Annotated in this window: 21 protein-coding genes; 8 read left to right on the top strand and 13 right to left on the bottom strand. The window is 61.7% G+C overall.

Features of this window, described 5'->3' with window-relative positions; genetic code table 11:
* Window positions 1–46 precede the first annotated feature (46 nt).
* From IVB32_RS35470 to IVB32_RS35460, 3 genes are all read left to right on the top strand, one after another.
* Window positions 47–538, top strand: a complete 492-nt coding sequence (locus tag IVB32_RS35470) for a GreA/GreB family elongation factor (protein WP_018458525.1) — start codon at window positions 47–49, stop codon at window positions 536–538.
* Between the two features lie 9 nt (window positions 539–547).
* The gene (gene rnk / locus IVB32_RS35465; protein WP_039800433.1) at window positions 548–961 is read left to right on the top strand and encodes a nucleoside diphosphate kinase regulator; all 414 of its coding nucleotides are present in this window, start codon (window positions 548–550) and stop codon (window positions 959–961) included.
* 656 nt (window positions 962–1,617) lie between these two features.
* Window positions 1,618–1,812: a hypothetical protein gene (locus tag IVB32_RS35460; RefSeq protein WP_026233604.1), complete on the top strand. Its 195-nt coding sequence runs from the start codon at window positions 1,618–1,620 to the stop codon at window positions 1,810–1,812.
* A 36-nt stretch (window positions 1,813–1,848) separates the two neighbouring features.
* Here IVB32_RS35460 and IVB32_RS35455 read toward each other — a convergent pair whose 3' ends face one another.
* The 3 genes from IVB32_RS35455 to IVB32_RS35445 all read right to left on the bottom strand — a co-directional run bounded on the left by IVB32_RS35455 (window position 1,849) and on the right by IVB32_RS35445 (window position 4,895).
* Window positions 1,849–2,244 (bottom strand): response regulator, encoded by a 396-nt coding sequence (locus IVB32_RS35455; protein WP_085352290.1) that lies wholly within the window; start codon window positions 2,242–2,244, stop codon window positions 1,849–1,851.
* A gap of 264 nt (window positions 2,245–2,508) precedes the next feature.
* Window positions 2,509–2,697 (bottom strand): hypothetical protein, encoded by a 189-nt coding sequence (locus tag IVB32_RS35450; protein ID WP_018458521.1) that lies wholly within the window; start codon window positions 2,695–2,697, stop codon window positions 2,509–2,511.
* 236 nt (window positions 2,698–2,933) lie between these two features.
* Entirely contained in the window at window positions 2,934–4,895 is a 1,962-nt protein-coding gene (locus IVB32_RS35445; protein WP_247300173.1) for a PAS domain-containing sensor histidine kinase, read from the bottom strand.
* 408 nt (window positions 4,896–5,303) lie between these two features.
* On the opposite strand from IVB32_RS35445, the gene IVB32_RS35440 reads away from it, so the two are divergent.
* Window positions 5,304–5,564 carry a DUF1127 domain-containing protein gene (locus tag IVB32_RS35440; protein ID WP_083926524.1) on the top strand — a complete coding sequence of 87 codons (261 nt, stop codon included), beginning with the start codon at window positions 5,304–5,306 and terminating at the stop codon, window positions 5,562–5,564.
* A gap of 113 nt (window positions 5,565–5,677) precedes the next feature.
* On the opposite strand, the gene IVB32_RS35435 is transcribed toward IVB32_RS35440, so the two are convergent.
* The 7 genes from IVB32_RS35435 to IVB32_RS35410 all read right to left on the bottom strand — a co-directional run bounded on the left by IVB32_RS35435 (window position 5,678) and on the right by IVB32_RS35410 (window position 10,041).
* Window positions 5,678–6,178 carry a heme-binding protein gene (locus IVB32_RS35435; RefSeq protein ID WP_026233603.1) on the bottom strand — a complete coding sequence of 167 codons (501 nt, stop codon included), beginning with the start codon at window positions 6,176–6,178 and terminating at the stop codon, window positions 5,678–5,680.
* A gap of 29 nt (window positions 6,179–6,207) precedes the next feature.
* Window positions 6,208–6,801 (bottom strand): hypothetical protein, encoded by a 594-nt coding sequence (locus IVB32_RS35430; protein WP_039800453.1) that lies wholly within the window; start codon window positions 6,799–6,801, stop codon window positions 6,208–6,210.
* Between the two features lie 238 nt (window positions 6,802–7,039).
* Complete coding sequence (locus tag IVB32_RS35425) at window positions 7,040–7,789, bottom strand: sulfite exporter TauE/SafE family protein (protein ID WP_018458517.1); 750 nt, start codon at window positions 7,787–7,789, stop codon at window positions 7,040–7,042.
* A gap of 90 nt (window positions 7,790–7,879) precedes the next feature.
* Window positions 7,880–8,014 carry a hypothetical protein gene (locus IVB32_RS42880; RefSeq protein ID WP_018458516.1) on the bottom strand — a complete coding sequence of 45 codons (135 nt, stop codon included), beginning with the start codon at window positions 8,012–8,014 and terminating at the stop codon, window positions 7,880–7,882.
* A gap of 403 nt (window positions 8,015–8,417) precedes the next feature.
* On the bottom strand, window positions 8,418–8,729 hold the full coding sequence (locus IVB32_RS35420; RefSeq protein ID WP_240543400.1) for a conotoxin: 312 nt from the start codon (window positions 8,727–8,729) through the stop codon (window positions 8,418–8,420).
* 153 nt (window positions 8,730–8,882) lie between these two features.
* Window positions 8,883–9,791, bottom strand: coding sequence for a DUF1259 domain-containing protein (locus IVB32_RS35415; protein ID WP_018458514.1), 909 nt, complete (start codon window positions 9,789–9,791; stop codon window positions 8,883–8,885).
* A gap of 16 nt (window positions 9,792–9,807) precedes the next feature.
* Entirely contained in the window at window positions 9,808–10,041 is a 234-nt protein-coding gene (locus IVB32_RS35410; RefSeq protein WP_026233600.1) for a hypothetical protein, read from the bottom strand.
* Window positions 10,042–10,522: 481 nt separating this feature from the next.
* Here IVB32_RS35410 and IVB32_RS35405 point away from each other — a divergent pair, with 481 nt between their 5' ends.
* From IVB32_RS35405 to fetB, 3 genes are read left to right on the top strand one after another with little or no spacing between them, the layout of a single operon-like run.
* On the top strand, window positions 10,523–11,566 hold the full coding sequence (locus IVB32_RS35405) for a Cj0069 family protein (protein ID WP_026233598.1): 1,044 nt from the start codon (window positions 10,523–10,525) through the stop codon (window positions 11,564–11,566).
* Window positions 11,560–12,156 carry an ABC transporter ATP-binding protein gene (locus tag IVB32_RS35400; protein ID WP_018458508.1) on the top strand — a complete coding sequence of 199 codons (597 nt, stop codon included), beginning with the start codon at window positions 11,560–11,562 and terminating at the stop codon, window positions 12,154–12,156. Before IVB32_RS35405 ends, IVB32_RS35400 begins: the two co-directional genes overlap by 7 nt.
* Window positions 12,153–12,953, top strand: a complete 801-nt coding sequence (gene fetB, locus IVB32_RS35395; protein WP_018458507.1) for an iron export ABC transporter permease subunit FetB — start codon at window positions 12,153–12,155, stop codon at window positions 12,951–12,953. The genes IVB32_RS35400 and fetB overlap by 4 nt, the downstream gene beginning before the upstream one ends.
* A gap of 12 nt (window positions 12,954–12,965) precedes the next feature.
* Here fetB and IVB32_RS35390 read toward each other — a convergent pair whose 3' ends face one another.
* The 3 genes from IVB32_RS35390 to IVB32_RS35380 all read right to left on the bottom strand — a co-directional run bounded on the left by IVB32_RS35390 (window position 12,966) and on the right by IVB32_RS35380 (window position 15,998).
* On the bottom strand, window positions 12,966–14,147 hold the full coding sequence (locus tag IVB32_RS35390) for an MFS transporter (RefSeq protein ID WP_018458506.1): 1,182 nt from the start codon (window positions 14,145–14,147) through the stop codon (window positions 12,966–12,968).
* A gap of 115 nt (window positions 14,148–14,262) precedes the next feature.
* On the bottom strand, window positions 14,263–15,630 hold the full coding sequence (locus tag IVB32_RS35385; RefSeq protein WP_018458505.1) for an NAD(P)-binding domain-containing protein: 1,368 nt from the start codon (window positions 15,628–15,630) through the stop codon (window positions 14,263–14,265).
* A 50-nt stretch (window positions 15,631–15,680) separates the two neighbouring features.
* A complete protein-coding gene (locus IVB32_RS35380) occupies window positions 15,681–15,998 on the bottom strand; it encodes a helix-turn-helix domain-containing protein (RefSeq protein ID WP_247367229.1) in 318 nt (105 codons plus the stop codon).
* A 129-nt stretch (window positions 15,999–16,127) separates the two neighbouring features.
* Between IVB32_RS35380 and IVB32_RS35375 the strand changes: the two genes are divergently transcribed.
* On the top strand, window positions 16,128–16,355 hold a 228-nt coding region (locus IVB32_RS35375), incomplete at its 3' end, for a metalloregulator ArsR/SmtB family transcription factor (protein ID WP_247412878.1).

The following is a 16,355-nucleotide window of genomic DNA, read 5'->3' as shown; positions in this document are numbered from 1 at the left end:
TCCGGGCTCTTTTCCAGCTTTCGTGACCTCCACTCGAGAGGTCGTCTTGAAGCAGAAGGAGTGCGCCGTGCTGCCTCTTCCGAAAATCGCACTGACCTCATCAGACTATCCGCGGCTCGAACAGCTCGCCCGCCTCGCCGTCCAAAAAGGAGATTTGGACGGGATATTCCTCATGGGCGAAATCAACCGCGCCGATATCGTCGCGGACGAAACGGACAACGTCCGTCCTTTCGTGACGATCGGATCATGGGTCACCCATTGCACGAATTGGGGCGTTCCGCGTCGCACCGTGCAACTGGTCTGGCCCGAGGAGTGCTGGTCGGATCCCGCCTGCATTTCGGTGTTGACCCCGCTGGGTACAGCTTTGATCGGACTGCGGGTCGGCGATCAGATGCCGTACTTCGTCGCCGGATGTCTGAATGTCGTCAGGGTCCAAAGCCTGACCCCATCGGATTCAAAGGTCGTCCCATTCTTCCGGAGAGGGCCGACGCGGTCAGGCAACCCGTTCGATGACGACCCCGGACCAACTGCAGCATAGGAGCGACCAATGCGCAATTTCGAAGCTGAGAGCCGGCGAGAACAGTCGGCGTTGCCGCCGATCAAGATTACTGAGGACGAATCACGGCGCCTCAGTTCCTTGGCCAATTCGAGCATGGATCTGTTTCCGCGAGTGGCCCATTTTCTGGCTCGAGAGATGGAACGTGCCACGGTGACGGACGAGAACAACTTGCGAGGCGTGATCAGGATGGGATCGAAAGTGACCTATCGCGATGACGAGACGGGTGCGAGCCGAGAGATCGTGCTGGTCTATCCGCATGAGGCAAACATCGAGCTCAGTCGGATTTCGGTCCTGACGCCTGTTGGAGCGGCTTTGATCGGCCTATCGCCGGGGCAGCGGATCGACTTCGAGACGCCCCACAAGCGCACCAGGGGCCTGACCGTTCTCGCTGTGTCCGAATAAGGCACGTACGTTAAGTCAGACCGAGCATCGCCGTCTTGCGATGTGGGCGCGTAGTCCCGGGGGCGTCGCGCCCGGATCTGGCCCTTTCGTATGAATTCGACAGCGCACACGCCTTGGTTTCGTAGCGCTGTGGATCACCGCGCCTCTCACTATTGCAGGACTGGTCGCCCAACGACTCTGCGCGGCTTCGATCCATCATAGCGAGTTTGCAACGCGGTGTGTCCCCGGAGGACCGGGGCTCAGGGGGTCATGAAGTCCTTCACGAGGACGTCTCAAGTCGCGGCCGTGCGGTTGATCTACACACTCGCTCTTTGGAAAAGACAGGAACATTCCTGCGATTGCCAAGTTTTCCCGATGCCCTCCCCAAGGGCGACCCCGAGTGGCCCCAGCTCCATGCCCCCCAATAGCCCCGCGAGCTGGGGCCCGTTTTTTTCTCGAAATTTGGGCTGATAACCGGGAACCAAGAACCACCTCTTTAGTTGGGCATCATTCGGAACCGCGCTCCAATAACGTGGTGCCGACACACGAAGGACCTCAGCTGGCCCAGCCCCGAGCTGAAGCCCTTCTTGTGTCGTGCGCGCATTTTTAAGCCGAATTCGGAACGAATATTCGACCCTTGAATCATTCCACGTCAGCTAAGTGTCGGATGTCCAACCGTGTCGCGCTTAAATCAGTTCGCCCGTGAGGCCGCAGCGGCATTGCTGCGCATGGCAAAAACAACAAAAAATCCCACGGTCGCTGCTGGCTTGGTCCAGCGTGCGGCAGACCTGAAAGACCGCACTGGCGAGCTTCCTGCCATTGATGTCGAGGCCATGGCCGAAGAGCCGCCCAAGCCCTTGACGAAGAACTAAGGCTGCCTCGGTCGGAGAAGGCTTCGTCCACTCCCCTCAGGACTGAGCGGGCGGAGTTCCGGTATTCAGAAGTTGAGCTACGGCGGTCACGATTTGCGCAGGTGCAAATGGCTTGGTCAGCAAGATGCTGTTGGGCACGCCGTGGGCGGGCCATTGATCGGCCGCCGCGCCTGTCATGTAAATCACAGAGATGTCCGGATTTAGCTCCCTGGCGCGATGGCCGACTTGCCAGCCATCGAGCTTTCCGAACAAATTTATATCGGTAACGAGTGCGCGATACTTGGTTTGGTTGCCCTGCAGAAGACTAACTGCATCCTCCCCGCTGACGGCGACTTCGGCTTCAAAGCCGCCATCTGACAATGCGTCGGCCACCATGTCGCGGATAAGCTGTTCGTCTTCGACGACGAGGATAGTAACTCCCGTCCCTTGCATGCTGGCCCCCTGCGCACCCCGCTGTGCGATCGGGAAGGAACTCGCGATAAAGAATTATGTTCCATTTTGAACACAGGGAGCAAGGGTCCCCCGCCCAACGGATGTCAGCTCGACTTCGGGAGTGCAGCTTCTTGCGCAACTTCCCGATCAATTCGCGAAAGCCCGCGACATACTCTTGGAGGATGCGTCACCGGGCCTCGTCGCCCTCGCTGACCAGCCGCACGGCCGCAGGCGGCCCTGATCCAGATCGATCTTTTAACTCTCTCAGGGCTGCGGCGGGTCTTCTGGCGGGCTTGGTGGCGGCAGTCCGTATTCCAAGGCGCGCTTTGCCGCCAGCTTTCTGTAAGCCGCGGCCTGGTTCAACAGCTGAGTTTTGAAGGTCGAATCCTGCTCGCCCGCCGCCAATTTCTCCAGACCGACGGCACGCTCCAGGTATTCGTTCAACAGTTTCATCGCCGCCCCCGGCTTTTTTCGGACCCTTAAAAATCTCACGGCGCGAAAAAAGGTCAAGCGGGGAAGTCCGGCTACCGATCCACTCCCTCAGGGTGAGCGCAGTATGGGAATCCTGGTGCCCGTTGAGGCACCAGGCAGTCAGGGAAGGGATGACGGCTAAGGCCCCAGAGAACGGACGGTGCTACGGTGGCCGCCGCCGGCCAGCGGTCAGGATAGTACCGCTGGTCAGACCCTGGTCATTCAAACTGATCCAGAATCTCTCGCACCTTCAGCGCCAGTTTTGCTTGCGAGATTGGCTTCTCCAGCAGGTTGACACCTTCATCAAGCCTTCCCTGATGGACCACGGCATTACGCGAATAGCCCGTCATGTACAGGATCTTCAGTCCCGGTCTAATTTGATGCGCGCGCCTGCCGAGTTCGCGACCATTGATCCCCGGCATGACCACGTCAGTGAGAAGAAGGTCCACCTTCGAGTCGTCTTGCAGGAGAATGGTCAGAGCGGCCTGAGCGCTGCGGGCCGAGAGGACGCGATAGTTGAGATCCCGCAGGACGTCAGAAATATAGACGCGCAGATCCTCATCGTCCTCGACGACGAGAACGGTCTCGGATAGCTCACCCTCGGCAATTTCCTCAGGTGCGATTTCTTCGGGCCGTGTGCTTCCGGAGAAGCGCGGAAAGTACATCTTGATGGTGGTGCCCTGCCCCACCTCGCTGTAGATTTTTGCGTGGCCTCCGGATTGCTTGACGAAGCCGTAGACCTGGCTCAGGCCAAGGCCGGTGCCGTGGCCCGGCTCCTTTGTCGTAAAGAAGGGCTCAAAAGCGTGACTGAGAACGTCGCGCGACATTCCGCCTCCGGTGTCAGTCACGCAAATGGCGACGTACTGACCGGGCGCCAGTTCAGGATTGAGCCGGCAGTAATCATCGTCGGCGGAGATGTTGGCTGCTTCCAAAGTCAGCTTTCCGCCGTCGGGCATGGCGTCACGAGCGTTGATTGCCAGGTTGACGATGGCTGACTCCAGATGATTGGCGTCGGCTTCGATTTCCCAAAGACCCGCACTTCCGACGGTCTGGACTTCGATGCGCTCTCCGAGCGTGCGCTGAAGGAATTCCTGCAGGCCATTGACGTAGTTGTTTACGTTGATTGGCTTGGGATCGAGCGCTTGTCGGCGCGAAAATGCCAACAAGCGACTGGTTAACGCCGCGGCTCTCTGTGCGCCGCGCTTCGCGTTTGCGAGCGCCCGGTTCAGATTGGCTCCGGGCGCCTTGGCGTGCCGCTCAGCTGTTTCGAGATTGCCAAGGACGATCATGAGCAGATTGTTGAAGTCGTGCGCGATGCCACCGCTGAGTTGCCCCACCGCTTCCAGCTTTTGGGATGCGGCGAGTTGCTCCTGAACGTGCTTGAGCTCGTCCTCGGCGCGCTTCCGGTCCGTAACGTCGCGCGTGACTTTGGCAAACCCGACGATGTTTCCGGCCTCGTCCGTGATGCGATCGATGATGACCGACGCCCAGAAGCGGGAGCCGTCTTTTCGCAAACGCCAGCCTTCCGCCTCGAAGCGACCATGCTCCGCCGCCTCTGAAAGCGCACGCTTGGGCACACCGAGTTCGATGTCTTCGGGCGTGTAAAAAGCGCTAAAATGCTGACCGATGATCTCCGGCGGCGCGTAGCCCTTGATCCGCTCTGCTCCGGGATTCCAGGTTGTCACGTTGCCCAGTGGGTCGAGCTGAAAGATCGCGTAATCGACCACGGCCTCGATTAGCTGGCGATAGCGCCGCTCACTATTGAGAAGCTCTTCATGGGCTTCCTGACGTTCGGTAACATCTCGCGTGACCTTGGCGAAGCCGATCACTTCGCCGGCTTGATTGCGGACGGCATCGATGATGACCGATGCCCAGAAACGGCTTCCGTCCTTGCGGACTCTCCATCCTTCGGCGCTGAAGCGGCCTTCTCGTGCTGCGACGCTCAAGGCGCGCTCTGGAAGCCCATTGGTGCGATCATCTGGCGTATAGAAGGATGCGAACGACTTGCCGATGATTTCGTCGGGCGAGTAGCCCTTCAACCGCTGGGCACCGGAGTTCCAGCTGCGGACTGTGCCGTCGAGGTCGATCATGTAGATGGCGTAATCAACGATTGCGTCGATGAGCAGTTGAAGGCGCGCAGTATCGTCGATCCCGTCAAGTTTTGACTGATGGGCTTGCAAATGGTCGACTCCGGTGTCGGGGGAGACCGTTTAACCGCGAAGTCTTTTTATTGTTCCGTGGTGCTGCTTCGTGCGTTGCATGCCTCTGTCGGAATCTGGATCTCAGTTGCACCACTGAGGGAGCGAGGATCTTAACCATCAGGCGGCGCTCCGATCAGTGCTCCTCGGTCGGATACACTCATTTGAAGGGTGTGATGCTTCGCGTTGCGGTCAGCTTGATCCAGTGGACGGGCGGCGCCGAACGTTCCTTTCAGCATGACCGGCACTCCAGCGACGCCTCCAGCTTCCAGATCAGCGGATCGCTTGTGCGGCAGAGACGAGCATGATAGAAAAGGCCATCGGGTCAAACACAACCGCCCGACCAGCTTTCGAGCCAAGCGTTGTTTCGCTCCATTATGGAGGTGAAACATGTCTTGCGACAGCACCACTGGCTCAATCGGCACATCCAGCGCAGCCTTCGTTCCTTCTCCAAGCCCTGCATGGTTCTGGAAACTCACGCTCGCGCTGCTGGACGGCATCACACGGCGCCGCCAATACGACGAGCTTCTCGAACTGGATGACCGGCTTCTCGCGGACATCGGCTTGTCGAGAACAATCGTTGGGGAAGCTCGACGGTGTTACTTCTCAGGTTGGCGCGACAAATCGGATATTGTCGATTCCTGTCGGTGAGCGCCCCACACCTGCGCGTGCGAAGGCGGCGCGTCTGCTTGTCCCTGTGGATCAGACGGCCGCCAGGCTCGTGAAAGGCCGAAGGACTTTTTGACCGCGATCTTGACGTCTTCTCAGAAGTCCAGCTTGTCGCGTATGGCATCAATTCCGGCTTTCGCGCACGCTTCGTCCGCGTCACCGCCCGGCGCGCCGGACACGCCGACCGCTCCGACCAGGGAGCCGCCGGCTTCAACGATCAGTCCTCCGGCAATGACGACCGCTCCGGGAAGGTTGCGAATGCCCGCCTGCATCATCCCCGGCTGGCTGATCGCATTGAGCTCGGTCGTGCTGGTCTTGAACGAGGCTGCTGTCCACGCCTTGCCTGCTGCCGTCGAGGGCGTGTGAGGGCCTGCAAAGCGATCGCGCAACATCACTTGCGTGACGCCGAAGCGATCGACGACGGCAACTGCAACCTGGTATCCACGGGTGCGGCAGTTCGCCAACGCAGCGCGCGCAAGATCGAGCGCCAGTTCTGGACCGAGCGATTTGTAGGCGACCAGACCTTCCTCCGCCCGTACTGGGCAGATGGACGCAATCAGCAGGGCCGTCGCGACCGACAGGCATCGAACGTTCATGGCAATCTCCGGCATAGGTGACCAAAGGCCTATTTGCTCTCACCATATGTCAGATCATCGAACAGGGTCACGCTATCTGCCTTGGTCCACAGGCCGATCATGCCCGCGTCCGGAATGGTGGCGTCTTCCACCTCGAACAATTGCTTTCCGTCATAGCTCACCTTGAACCGACTTCCTGCAAAGTCGCAGCGCAGCAGGTGCCATTGCCCGGACGACACCGGCGCGCTGACGCCATAGCCGCCTCTGCGACCCACGATCTCGAGCGACATTCGAACGCCATTGATCGTCTTGTAGAGAACGACATTGTCCTCCAGCGCGTTAGCCCGGACCACGTAGTAATTGTCGGCATCCTTCGCACGCCAAATGACTCCCGCGGCGCGATCCTCGGAGCCGGCAACGGCCTTGAATTTCACCTCGACGAAGCCGTCACGGATGGACGTATCGCGCTTGATGGCGAGGGGAAACGTCGCCCGTCCGGATTGCTTGAGAACGTTCGGCTTGCTTGGCGCCGTAGCCTCGGCCTCGACGGTCCATTTCGGCTGTCCCTTGCCGGTCATCGTCAAAGTCCACCCGTCGGGCGAAGTTCCGACAGCAGCGCTGTCGAAATTCAGGGTCTCGGCCATGGCATTTCCTCCCATCAACAAAGCCAGCATGGATGGCAGCGCAAGCCTGGCCCATGCAGAAGATTGAATTCGCGCGCGGCCTGCCGCGCTCGATCTGCACTCATCACTCATCGGAGAATGCGAGGAGGCCCCCGTGAAGACGCGGCGCGTCTTCGGATCGAACGCGGCGTGATCGAAATCGCTGTTCAGTCCGTTCGGGATGGCGATGGCGCCCAGTCGCTTCAATAGCATGATGCCCTTATCGATCAGCGGAAAAAGGGAGGGTCGAGACGACCAGCGAGAGCCCCGCCAACAGCAACAGTGCCAACACAGCCTTGCGAAAGGTCTCGTCCTGGATGGTCCCGAACATCTTGAAGCCGGACCAAAGGCCGGCGACCATGAAGGGAACGCCCAACGCGTACAGCACCAGTGTTTCCCTGGTAATGGAGCCGGCCGCTGCCTGGGACAAGGAGATGACCACGAAGGCGATGAACAGCACCGGCTGAAACACGGCCCGCTGCAAATCCTTCGGCCAACCGCGCCATTGGCACGATATCGTGGAGATCACGCCGCCGAGCCCCGTCAACCCGCCAAGCATCCCATTCGAGATGCCTATTGCGATGTCTGCTCCGGTGCCGATTCTCATGGGCGCGAACACAGGGCGCGCCAAGCCGTAAATGGAGTAAATCATCAACAACACACCGACTCCGAACCTCAGATAGAGGGGATTGAGATAGACGAGAATTTCAACGCCAATCGGAATGCCGATGACTGTTCCAAGCGCGAGAGGCCATGCCTTGCGCAGATCCAGGACATGTCGCAGCCTATAAATGCCGTAGCCTTGGGTGAGCAGACCGTACCCCGCGATCAAAGTGGCGGTCTGGATCGGCGTGATGATGTGCAGCCAGACACCAGAGACGACCAGGCCCATCGCGAAGCCAGAGAAGCCGCTGACGAAGCCACCGGCAAGGGCGGCAAGAGCAAAGATAGCGAAGCCAAGTGCGTCCATATGATCGTCCCCGGATCGAGGTGGCGAGCGCTTGGATGGGACTCCATCTCACGGGGAGGTCTCGGTATCCCCGAATCGTCAGTTGTTATGTCAGATGCTTCGCTCGCCCATCGAATAGCTTCGAAGCGTGCCGTCCTGGTCGTAGACGAAGCGATAATGGACTTCGTCCGACATGCCGCGGATTCGACTCGGGTCGCACGACAGCGGCTTCATGACGTAGGTCATGGCAGTCCTCCGTTGAGATCACGGATGAATTTCGAGTTGGATGGTTCACGATCGCTGCCCGCCCGGCAGAGTCCGTCGGCACGGTGATCCCACCGCCGACAGCGAGGCCCTGGCGGGCGCGAGACGGATAAAGCGGCTTGGAGAGGGGATCGGAAAACGGAAGACATGCAGCGTCCTTGTCGAAACCGGGACGCGATTCTTGGGCATGTCGCCTCGCGGGGAGATCGCTTCCCCGTGAGGCAAATATTACGCGCCGGTCGAATTTGTCAATGCCGTCGAAGCTTTGTTTCTAACCACTAGACGGCGCGGATCCGACCAAGCTTCTCGTCACCTGCTGGTGCTCGTGATCGTGTCACCCATATATGTCGCTGTCGGCTTGGACCGCAGAGGATTCGATTTTGTCTCAACGACGCTCGGCGTTGTCTGGCCGGGCCCGCCAATCACGTCCCACCGTTTGATGATCCTGATCCGATTGATTGGCTCGGCCGGCGCGATCGCCATCGGTGCCGCCTTGCGCCTTCCAATCACGTTCGATCTTAACGTCTTCGGCGTTCTTCCTGTCTTGGTCTCGGGCCTGTTCAGCTTGCTCGGGAGTTCGATCCGGCTGCACCGGAACGGTCGCCTGCGCCTGACGTGCAGGAGCCGTCTCGTCGGCGCGTGAGGGACTGAGCGTACAAGACAGTAATACTGCCGCGGTGATCACTAGGACACGCATGCCTACCTCCTCCGTTCGTAGAACGGTAACGACCGATACAAGCTTGGGTTCGGAACGGTCGGAGCCGTTTCAGTGCTGCAATGCGATACTTGCGCGTGAATTTGGCCGGCTCGCATTTCACCGAACCTCTTCGCGCGCAGCTCCCGCCTCGCATCAGCTCTTCGTGCTCGCCGTCTTGTCGAGCGCCGCGCGGAGGCCTTCGGCAAGCTTGACGGCATCGTCGTTGGCCCAGAAGTGCATGAAGAAGAGCCGAGGCTGTTCGTCCAGCATGTGGCTGTGCAGCGCGGTCACCTCGATGCCGTGCGTCCGAAGCGCGAGGATGACCTGGTTCACTTCGTCGCTGGTCAGCACGAAGTCGCCCGTGATGGCCGCCCTACCCGCGCCCGTCGGCTGGAAGTTGATGGCGATTGCGACACCCATGGCGGCGACGGGCGTCAACAGCATGCCGTCCTCCGTGATGGGGTCGCGCCGCTTCACGTTGAACTGGTAGACGCCGCCGTTCGCCTGCCCCTTGACGCCGATGATCTGGTCGAGCTTCGCCGTGTCGAGGTCGATGGCGGGCGGCGGATTCGCCGGCGCCGTGACCGTCAGCGGGGTCTTGCTTTCGGCCAGGGCATCATGGATCGCCGCGGCCAGCTTGACCGGGTCGCCATGTCCGGCGACGTGCATGTAGAACGTCGCCGGGCTCGCACGCAGCAGATGATTGTGCACGGCGGTGATCTCGAGCCCGCTCGCGATCATCTTCGCCATCACCGGATTGATCTCGGTTTCGAGCAGCACAAGATCGCCCATGACCATGGCGCCGCCATGCGCAGGCTTGAACGCGATCCAGCCACCGAGCGCCAGCGCCGGCTTGATCGCGACGCCGTCCAATGTCACGGAGAGATCGGTGCGGGGAAAGCCGAAACGGCGGACGTCGTCCGAGACGGCGGGCTTGCGGCCCAGGGTCTCGTCCACCTTCTGCCAGTCGGCATCCTGGGCATATGCCGGGATGAAGGGGCCGAAGCGAAATGCAAGAAGGCAGACGCCAATGCCGACCACGGCCCAGATGATTCTTTTCATCGTGCTACTCCTCGGCTTAGTTTCGCTCTTTAACCCGACCACTGCTGTCGACGACCAGCGTCACCGCCTTGCCGTTCTTCACCGCCTTGGCGGTGACGCCTTCAGCCGTCGACTTGATATCGCTGACTTGCGCGTAGCCGGCCGCCTGGATCTTGGCGACCAACTCCTCCTGTGTCAGAGCGTGCGCGCTCGACAGCACGCCCGCGATCGCAAGCAACAGGACCGTGCGGAAGATTGCTCGTGTTCGCATGATCATTCTCCTGGTCTTGTCCTGCCCCAAGTGAAGTCCGTTTCGCGATCTTCCCCTACTCGGTGCCAACACGGCGCAACAGGCCGCGGGCATCAATGCGCACAGCGATGCGACCGGCGCGGACGCCGTGCCGAGAAATCGAGCCCGTCTGCTGGATGCAATCGAGGAAAGTATGATGACATGGTGCGCCCTTGGTGATCAGGACGCGATGCTTGGGCATGTCGCCTCACGGGGAGATCGCACATCCCCGAACCCCAAGTAAAAACCCGAGGGCGGCGGCTGTCAACGGGCGTAGGCTTCGGGCGGCCCACCGAAGTCGCCGACGAACGTCACAAAGAATTCACCGCTCCGCGGAACCGCGCCAGCCATGTCTTGAAACTCGCGGACGGCCCCGCTAGTGTCCTTTGCGTGGGGACAAAGCAGACTCCCCGTGAGGCCTCGGTCCAAGCTCTGCGCAGCACGCCATTCGTGGAGCTTGCGCATGGACATCGAACGACACCCTTCTCATCGACACACCGTCGCCATCCTCTCACGCGGAGACGCTGCCGCGCGGCGGGATGCGACGGCGCAAAAAAGCCGCTTCGTACACGTCTTCGAAGCACTCGCCGCCGTCGGCATTGAAGCCCAGCCGGCGATCTATGATGAAAGCTTCGCCGAGGACGTTCGTGAACAATTGCTCGCGATTGACGGCGTGCTGGTCTGGGTCAACCCCATTCAAGACCGTCGAGATCGCGCTGGTCTCGACGCATTGCTGCGAGACGTCGCGGCTCAGGGCGTGTGGGTCAGCGCTCATCCCGATGTCATCCTCAAGATGGGCACCAAGGAGGTACTCTATCGTACCCGCTCGATGGGCTGGGGATGCGACACGGCGTTATATCAAAGCGCCGAGGCCATGCGCGCCGAGTTGCCGACACGGCTCGCCGCTGGTCCGCGCGTGATCAAGCGCAACCGGGGCAATGGCGGCCAAGGCGTCTGGAAGGTCGAGAGTCTGCCGACCTCCTCCATGATAAAGGTGCTGGACGCGACGAAAGACGCGCCCGAGGAACTGACGCTGGATGATTTTCTCCGTCGTTGCGCGGAGTATTTCGAGAACGGCAGCGTGATCGACCAACCATTCCAGCCTCGCTTAAGCGAAGGCGTGGTGCGTTGCTACATGGCGGGCGATCGCTGTGCCGGCTTCGGCTATCACAAGGTCAAAGCCCTGGTCGACTCGCCGGCCGCCCGTTCCGAGGCCGGACCGCGCCTCTACACCTCGAACGCAGAGCCGCGTTTCCAGCGGCTGCGTCGGTTGATGGAAGACGAGTGGACGCCCCAGCTGACGTCGTTGCTGGATATTGCGCGACTTGACCTGCCTGCGATTTGGGACGCCGACTTCATGCTTGGTCCGGTCCTTCCCGACGGGACCGACAGCTATGTCCTCGGCGAGATCAATGTCAGCTCGGTGCATCCTTATCCGGACGAGGCGCCGGCGGAGATCGCGAGGCGAGTTGCCGATCGGCTCCGGCGAAGCTTTGACACGTGCTGACGGTCCGCGCGCTCAAGCGCTTGCACCTCTCCGTTTCATTCGACTTGCAGGACGGCGAATGCGTCGCCCTGCAAGGGCCTTCTGGCGCCGGGAAGACCCAGCTCCTTCGCTCGATCGCGGACCTCGATCCCAACGAAGGAATGGTCGAACTGGACGGAACGCTCAGGGAGGCCATGCCCGCTCCGGCTTGGCGCAAGCGGGTGACCTACCTCGCTGCCGAGCCGGGCTGGTGGTCAGACATCGTGCAAGATCACTTCAGCTGCTGGGATGATGCCTTACCGCTGGTCATGAGACTGGGGTTGCCGTGCAGTTGCGGTCCCTGGCCGGTCCAAAGACTGTCGACCGGCGAGCGACAACGGCTGGGGCTAGTGCGGGCGCTGATGCTGCGGTCGCGGGTTCTTCTCCTGGACGAGCCGACATCGGCCCTCGATTCGGCATCGACGGCGGCAGTGGAATCTTTGATCGCGGAACGCATTTCGAACGGAACGAGTGTCGTCTGGAGCACTCACGACAACGCCCAGGCCTGCCGCGTCGGGTCGAGGGTCATTGTGATGAATGCCGACGGCGGGATCGAGGACAATCGGCCGTGAATTACATTCACTTGGCATACGGCGATTTGGTTCTGCCCGCGCTCCTTGTCGTCATGGACGGCGCTCTCTCGCTCGCTCTCCGCCTCAAGCTTGAAAAGCAGCTGGCCATCGCCACCGTGCGGATGGTGCTTCAGCTGGTGCTCGTTGGATACGTATTGACGTTCCTGTTTGCCGCGGTCTCGCCGCTCTGGACCGCCCTCGCCGCCGTCATCATGGTTCTCTTCGCGTCACGGGAAATCGTCGCTCGGCAAAAGCGACGCCTGCCGGGTATCTGGAGCTATGGCTTAGGAGCGGGATGCATGCTGCTGGCGGCCGGTACCGTCACGATGTTCGCGCTCCTGACGGAGCTACGTCCGGATCCGTGGTATCATCCGCGCTATGCGCTGCCATTGTTGGGCATGATCCTGGGCAACACCATGACGGGAATAAGCCTGGGCCTGGACGTGCTGACGAATACACTGGTGCGCGAACGAGCCGCCGTCGAAGCTTGCCTTGCTCTTGGCGGTACCCGGTATCAGGCGTTGCTGCCGGTCCTGCGGGACGCATTGAGAAGCGGCTTCACGCCAATCATGAACAGCATGGCTGCGATCGGCCTTGTCTCTTTGCCGGGGATGATGACCGGTCAAATCCTTGCAGGCGTCGAACCGATCGACGCCGTCAAGTATCAACTCTTGATCATGTTCTTGATCGCCGGCGGGACGGGATTGGGGACGCTCGCCGCCGTGACGGGAGGCGCTCGCCTTCTGACCGATCATCGGCATCGATTGCGCCTCGATCGATTTTCCACCGCCGAGTAGAATTGCGCGACCTCATATCGACTTCGCCCCACCAGGCTGCACCTTCCGCGCCCACAGCAGCGCCAGCGGCCCCAGTGCAATCCCGACCGCGAGGACGCTGAACGCCAAGAGCCAGCCGGTCGCGCTCTGCGGGCCGCCGGCTGCATCGAGGGCGGCGCCGGTGCCCCAGGCGCCGACCGCCGACAGGCCGAAGCCGACCGTCGAATGCAGAGCCAGGGTCGCGCCGCGATGTTCGGACACAGCCGCGGCCGACATGCCGGCGGTCAATGCGCCCGAATCCGCCGGCACGGTCAGGCCATAGACGAGCAGCAGCAGTGCCAGCACCCATGCCGGCGCTGTCGCGTTGAGGCCGATGACCAGCGCGACGCAAGCCGACGCGATCATCACGACCGTGATCGCGCGATGGCGCCCGAATTTCAGCGCGGCCTCGTTGCCGAGGATGCTGGCCGGCATCGAGATCACCGCAAAGCAGAAGCTCAGCACGACGGGGCTCAACCACGACGGGGCGCCTTGATGGGCGACGACGAAGGTCCAAAACCCGACCAGCCAGGTGCGGATGCCGTAGAGCTCGAAGCAATGGGCGCCGTAGCCGAAGATGTATCCGAGCGCCTCGCGATTGGCGAAGACGGGCGCGAAGTTGAGCAGACGCCCCGCCTTCGGCGCGGGCCGCTGCTCCTGCATCAGAAGGCACGCGACGACCATCGCGATCGGACCGAAGCCGGTGACAAGAAAGGCGGTCCGCCATCCCCAACGGTCGGCGATCAGCTGCGCGACCAGGAACGAGAGACCGACGCCGACCGAGAAGCTCGACGTGTATAGCGTGACGGCGCGTGAACTATCGCCGGCGGGAAGCCGATCCGTCAGCGCCTTCAGGCCCGGCATGTAGGCGCCGGCAAATCCAAGCCCTGCCAGGGACCAGATCGCGGTCGCGGACCAAAACCCTTGCGCGAAGATTCCGAACGCTGCGGTCGCCAGCCCGCTGACGATCGAACCCCAGAGCAGGACGAGCCGTGCGTCGATCCGGTCGGTCAATGTCGTCAGCACGGGCACGGCGAGCATGTAGCCGAACGCGTAACCGCTCGCCATCAAGCCGCCTTCGGCCGCCGAGAGGCCCCACGTCGGCATCAGATGCTGCGCCAGATTGGCGGATAGCGTCACGTGCGGCAGCAGATTGCCGACCTGGCCGATGCACATCACCGCGATCAGAGACCGGCCGCTCAAGTTACGAATGCTGTCCTCCCGCCCCCACGCCGAAACGGCGCACGAACCACAATGGATAACTCTCCGGCATCAGCTGCAAGAACCGACTTCATAAACAACCGCACCCCGAAGCGCCGGCCTTCTTTGCTGCTTCGTCGGCGGCGCAACAGGCCGTTGATTCCTGCTTCGCCGGCCCACCGCAACATCCTGATACGGCGCCGGCGGCTTCGACGCCGCCGCGCGTGCAGACGCCGGTCTCCGGTAGCACGAGCTCCACCCTTGCGGCGGCTTTCTTGTCGCCGGCGAGATCGGCCGCAATCGAGCGCACCTGCTCATATCCTGTCATCATGAGAAAGGTTGGCGCGCGACCATACGACTTCATGCCCGCCATGTAGAAGCCCGGCTCTTCGTGCGCGAGCTCGCGGGCGCCGTGCGGGCGCACGGTGCCGCAGCTGTGCTCGTTAGGATCGATCAGCGGCGCCAGGGCGACCGGCGCCTCGATAGCGGGATCGAGCCGCAGGCGCAATTCGGACAGGAACGAAAAATCGGGACGAAAGCCCGTCGAGACGATCAGCTCGTCCACGATCACGCTCCGTCCGCTGCAACCCGAGCCGGCCGCGATCTCGAGGCGGCCCTCGGTCTCAGCCAGATGCGTGACGCCGAATTCGGTTTCCACCCTGATCTTGCCGGAGGCAACGAGCGCAGCGAACGCACTGCCGAGCTCTCCGCGTGCAGCGAGCTTGTCATTCCGGCCGCCACCAAACGCCTTGGCGGGATCGGCGGCGCGCAACAGCCAGATAGCTTGCGTCCCCGGCGCCTCGCCCGCGAGATGCACGAGATCGATCAGTGTGCCCACCGCGGAGTGGCCAGCGCCGAGCACCGCAACGGTCCTCCCGGCATATCTGGCGCGACCGGCCCCCCGGACATCGGGCATGCCGTAGGCGATGTGGCCAGCGCATTCACGCTCGCCGATCGCGGGCAGACCATTACCTCCGGCAGGATTGGGCGAGAACCATGTACCTGATGTGTCGATCACCGCATCGGCGCGCAGCACTTCGGGGCCCTTGCCGTTCTGGTAGCGGATTTCGAAAGGGGCCAGCTCACGCCCCTTCGTCTTCGCCTTGTCGAAGCCGACGCGGCTGATAGCGGAGACACGGCTGGATGTCCGGATCACCTCGCGCAATGGCGTTCGCGTCGCAAGCGGCGTCAGATATCGATCGATCAGCTCGCCGCCGGTCGGATAGGCGCTCGGGTCCGGCGAATTCCATCCCGTCGGCGCGAGCAGGCGCGCGGCGGCCTTGTCGACATTGTACTCCCACGGCGAGAAGAGCTGGACCTGCTGCCACTGGCGCACCGCGTGCCCCGCTTCGGATCCTGCCTCCAGAACGATGGGTGACATGCCACGCTCCAGGACGTGCGCAGCTGCTGCGAGTCCGACAGGCCCTGCCCCGATGATGGCGACCGTCTTAGCGTTCATTCGGCTTCTCCCATACTTCTAGAATCATCGAACAATATCAGCCAAAAAAATCACGCCGCCGTATGCGTCGTCTTGCATCCGACTTCGTCTGCGCAGCACTCCGCCGCCAGGAAATCGACCAGACCCCGCATCGCGTCGAAGTTTGCGTGGCAAATCAGAGTCGTCGATTCCCGGACCTGGCTGACGAGCCCGACCGAGACCAGGGTCTTGATGTGATGCGACAGGGTCGACGCCGGTACCTTCAGCTTGTCCTGCAAGCGACCGACGGGCATGCCGGAGTGCCCGGCCCGGACCAGGGCCCGGTAGATCTGGAGTCGCGTCCGGTTACCCAAAGCTTCGAGGCGTGCTGCTGCGTCGTCGATCTTCATGGCCGCCACGATGCGCCTGCCGATGTCAACTGTCAAACCATATTTCTAGAATATTCGAAATAACTATTCGGTCGCCCACCATGGAATTCCGGATTGACGCGTTCCAATTAGTTCCATAAGTCTGGATATATGGAAACAGAAGAAGCCGTCCTGGCGCTCGCCGCGCTGTCCCAGCCGACCCGACTGGAGGCGTTCCGAACGCTTGTCCGGCACGAGCCCGATGGCCTTGCGGCGGGCGATCTCGCCCGCCTGCTGGAAGTCCCATCGAACACGCTATCTGCCCATCTGTCGATCCTGACGCGCGCGCGCCTCGTCACCTCCGAGCGGCACAGCCGTTCGATCGTCTACCGCGCCAAC

Origin of the sequence: Bradyrhizobium sp. 23, from assembly GCF_023073295.1 — a bacterium.
GTDB classification, from domain to species: Bacteria; Pseudomonadota; Alphaproteobacteria; order Rhizobiales; family Xanthobacteraceae; genus Bradyrhizobium; species Bradyrhizobium canariense_D.
Note: the sequence above shows the minus strand (reverse complement) of the source record. Positions and strands in the feature narration are given on the sequence as shown.

What these genes read in the sequence shown, in the direction of transcription:
- rnk (WP_039800433.1), top strand. Translation starts at nt 548, where the DNA reads ATGCGCAATTTCGAAGCTGAGAGCCGGCGAGAACAGTCGGCGTTGCCG.
- IVB32_RS35455 (WP_085352290.1), bottom strand. Translation starts at nt 2,244, where the DNA reads ATGCAAGGGACGGGAGTTACTATCCTCGTCGTCGAAGACGAACAGCTT.
- IVB32_RS35450 (WP_018458521.1), bottom strand. Translation starts at nt 2,697, where the DNA reads ATGAAACTGTTGAACGAATACCTGGAGCGTGCCGTCGGTCTGGAGAAA.
- IVB32_RS35440 (WP_083926524.1), top strand. Translation starts at nt 5,304, where the DNA reads ATGTCTTGCGACAGCACCACTGGCTCAATCGGCACATCCAGCGCAGCC.
- IVB32_RS35435 (WP_026233603.1), bottom strand. Translation starts at nt 6,178, where the DNA reads ATGAACGTTCGATGCCTGTCGGTCGCGACGGCCCTGCTGATTGCGTCC.
- IVB32_RS35430 (WP_039800453.1), bottom strand. Translation starts at nt 6,801, where the DNA reads ATGGCCGAGACCCTGAATTTCGACAGCGCTGCTGTCGGAACTTCGCCC.
- IVB32_RS35425 (WP_018458517.1), bottom strand. Translation starts at nt 7,789, where the DNA reads ATGGACGCACTTGGCTTCGCTATCTTTGCTCTTGCCGCCCTTGCCGGT.
- IVB32_RS42880 (WP_018458516.1), bottom strand. Translation starts at nt 8,014, where the DNA reads ATGACCTACGTCATGAAGCCGCTGTCGTGCGACCCGAGTCGAATCCGC.
- IVB32_RS35420 (WP_240543400.1), bottom strand. Translation starts at nt 8,729, where the DNA reads ATGCGTGTCCTAGTGATCACCGCGGCAGTATTACTGTCTTGTACGCTC.
- IVB32_RS35415 (WP_018458514.1), bottom strand. Translation starts at nt 9,791, where the DNA reads ATGAAAAGAATCATCTGGGCCGTGGTCGGCATTGGCGTCTGCCTTCTT.
- IVB32_RS35410 (WP_026233600.1), bottom strand. Translation starts at nt 10,041, where the DNA reads ATGCGAACACGAGCAATCTTCCGCACGGTCCTGTTGCTTGCGATCGCG.
- IVB32_RS35405 (WP_026233598.1), top strand. Translation starts at nt 10,523, where the DNA reads ATGGACATCGAACGACACCCTTCTCATCGACACACCGTCGCCATCCTC.
- IVB32_RS35390 (WP_018458506.1), bottom strand. Translation starts at nt 14,147, where the DNA reads ATGTGCATCGGCCAGGTCGGCAATCTGCTGCCGCACGTGACGCTATCC.
- IVB32_RS35385 (WP_018458505.1), bottom strand. Translation starts at nt 15,630, where the DNA reads ATGAACGCTAAGACGGTCGCCATCATCGGGGCAGGGCCTGTCGGACTC.
- IVB32_RS35380 (WP_247367229.1), bottom strand. Translation starts at nt 15,998, where the DNA reads ATGAAGATCGACGACGCAGCAGCACGCCTCGAAGCTTTGGGTAACCGG.